At 45.4% G+C, this 2,289-nt stretch carries 3 protein-coding genes; 2 read left to right on the forward strand and 1 reads right to left on the reverse strand.

Annotated features, from left to right (window positions below; translation table 11 throughout):
* On the forward strand, positions 1–231 hold a 231-nt coding region (locus tag Q0369_RS07370), incomplete at its 5' end, for a TIM barrel protein (RefSeq protein WP_298098051.1).
* 836 nt (positions 232–1,067) lie between these two features.
* Here the strand turns inward: Q0369_RS07370 and Q0369_RS07375 are convergent.
* The gene (locus Q0369_RS07375; RefSeq protein ID WP_298098054.1) at positions 1,068–1,748 is read right to left on the reverse strand and encodes a tetratricopeptide repeat protein; all 681 of its coding nucleotides are present in this window, start codon (positions 1,746–1,748) and stop codon (positions 1,068–1,070) included.
* A gap of 188 nt (positions 1,749–1,936) precedes the next feature.
* Here Q0369_RS07375 and Q0369_RS07380 point away from each other — a divergent pair.
* Positions 1,937–2,289: glutamate racemase (locus Q0369_RS07380; RefSeq protein ID WP_298098057.1), on the forward strand; the 353-nt coding region annotated here is incomplete at its 3' end.

Raw genomic sequence — 2,289 nt, forward strand, 5'->3', positions numbered from 1 at the left:
TATAAATTTTTAAGCGGCATGCACCTAAACGACACGAAAAACGAGCTTGGCGTGCGCAAAGATCGACACGAGAGCCTCGGACGCGGATTTTTGGGGCTCGCGGCGTTTGAAAACATCATGAACGATCCGAACATCGACGAGATCCCGCTGATTTTGGAAACAATCGACGATAGCCTCTGGGCGGAGGAGATCGCACTTTTGCGCAGTATGCAAGGACGCCGCAAAGCCTAATCGGGCGCCTTTTGCGCCACGTAGAATTTATCTCATTTCGCTTCAAAGTGGCGTGGAGCGACAAGAGCCTTATGCCGTGCAAATTTAACATCGTGGGATTTATCGCTTAAATTTTAACAAGCAAAAATAATGAGGAACTTCGCGCTAAAAATTCTGCGCCGTAAAAAGGCACGAAATTCTACGACGAAAACACAGCACCAGAGCAAAAGAGCAAAATTTTTATAGAAAAACGCGGCGTCGCGGCAGAAATGAAAAATTTTACGCTGCATAATTAAAATTTTCAAGCAATATTTTTAAAGCGATGCGGCGGCAAATTTTAAAATTCTATCGCTACGAGATTTTAAGGCTCAGCGCCAAATTCGAAGCTCTAGGAATTTTAAAATTCTAAATTCCATATCAAAAAATTGGCGCGGAGCTTTATACGCGCGACTGCGTAAATTCCAATCTTGCAATTCTACTTTCGTCCGATCCGTGCAGAGGCGAAGCGCATAAGATTTCATAAATTCTAACTTAAAATTTTGCTGCGTGCCAATCTATGCTTTTAGCACGCATTTGCTTATGACAAATCTGCCTCTTTATTTTAGCGCTTTGCTTGCGCTAAAATCTATGCAGGATCCGTGTAAATTTACGCTAAATTCTGCCGCAAAACCGCTCAATCTGTTTGAAACTTTATCGTTGAGCTTAGCAACAATTTGGATCGCGTGCCGATGCGCGAGGCAGGGAGTGTTTGAAACTTTATCGTTGAGCTTAGCAACCTACCGCCGCGATTTAAATTTAAACGCGGCGGGATTTTAATCCGCAGCCGATGCATATTGTACTGGCCGCAGCTCGGCGCGCTATTTTAGTAGCTCATACATATCGCAGGATTTTTGCCAAGTATCCTTCAATTCCGTCATATTAGGAAGGTCAAGATAAGAGCTATTTTTGCCTGAATCACAAGCTTTCTTGTAATACTGCGCAGCTTTACTTTTATCTTTTTCGACGTAATGGTTAAAAACCGCAAAATTGTAGCAATTCAGTAATTCGCCTGCTACGTCGCAACCTTTTTTATAATAAACCGCCGCTCTTATGAAATCTATTTTTATGCCGTCTCCTTTACGGTACATATCTGCCAATATACCGCATGATAGTCCATTTCCTCTGTCGCAAGCTTTGTCATAATAAATTACCGCTTTTGATATATCTTTTTCGACTCCGTCTCCGTCCTTATACATGGCCCCTAATAATGCGCAATCAAGAGCGTCTCCAGAGTCACATTTTTTTTCAAAATACTCGACGGCTTTTTTTGGATCTTCTTGCATCATTACGCCCGAGACTCCGAGACAACCGAGCTTATTTCCGCCGTTACAAGCTTTTTCAAATAGTTTTAGCTTTTTTGCGTTATCCTTACATTGCAATCCTGCCTCGGCGCAAGACTCCATATTGCCGTCATTGCACTCCTTTTCGAACTTTTCATACTCAGACGTGCCGAACGCAAAGCAAGCGGCGAGCGCCAACGCAAATAGCAATTTTTTCATTTAATATCCTTTCCGGGTAAAATTTGGCTAATTCTACCCCCCCCCTAAGAAATTGATTAAATTTATTGTAAATTTTAACGAGGTGGCGATAATTTAACGGCTACAGAGCCGCCAAGCCCGCTCAAAATTTAAATTTTACCTGAATTGGGCTATAATCCCTTTTTTGAAATTTAACCTTGGATAGAGATTTGAAAATAGCGTTTTTTGACTCGGGTATCGGCGGGCTGAGCGTGCTCGCCGAGGCTCTGCGGCGGTTTAGCGGGGCGGAGTTTTTGTATTTTGCCGACGAGGATCACGTCCCCTACGGCACGAAAAGTAGAGCCGAGATCGTGCGCCTGAGCCTTGATGCGGTGGGATTTTTGGTCTCGCGCGGCGCGGACGCGGTCGTCGTTGCTTGCAATACCGCCACGAGCGCCGCCATCTCGGAGCTTCGCGGCGCATTTAGCGTGCCCGTCATCGGCATGGAGCCCGCCGTCAAGCTCGCCGCGGACAGCTTCGGCTCGCGCCCGACGCTGCTCATCGCCACGCCGCTAACGATCGC

The organism is uncultured Campylobacter sp. (genome assembly GCF_938030685.1).
GTDB lineage: Bacteria > Campylobacterota > Campylobacteria > Campylobacterales > Campylobacteraceae > Campylobacter_B.

Coding starts and splice junctions, on each gene's coding strand:
- Q0369_RS07375 (WP_298098054.1), bottom strand. CDS start 1,748: ATGAAAAAATTGCTATTTGCGTTGGCGCTCGCCGCTTGCTTTGCGTTC.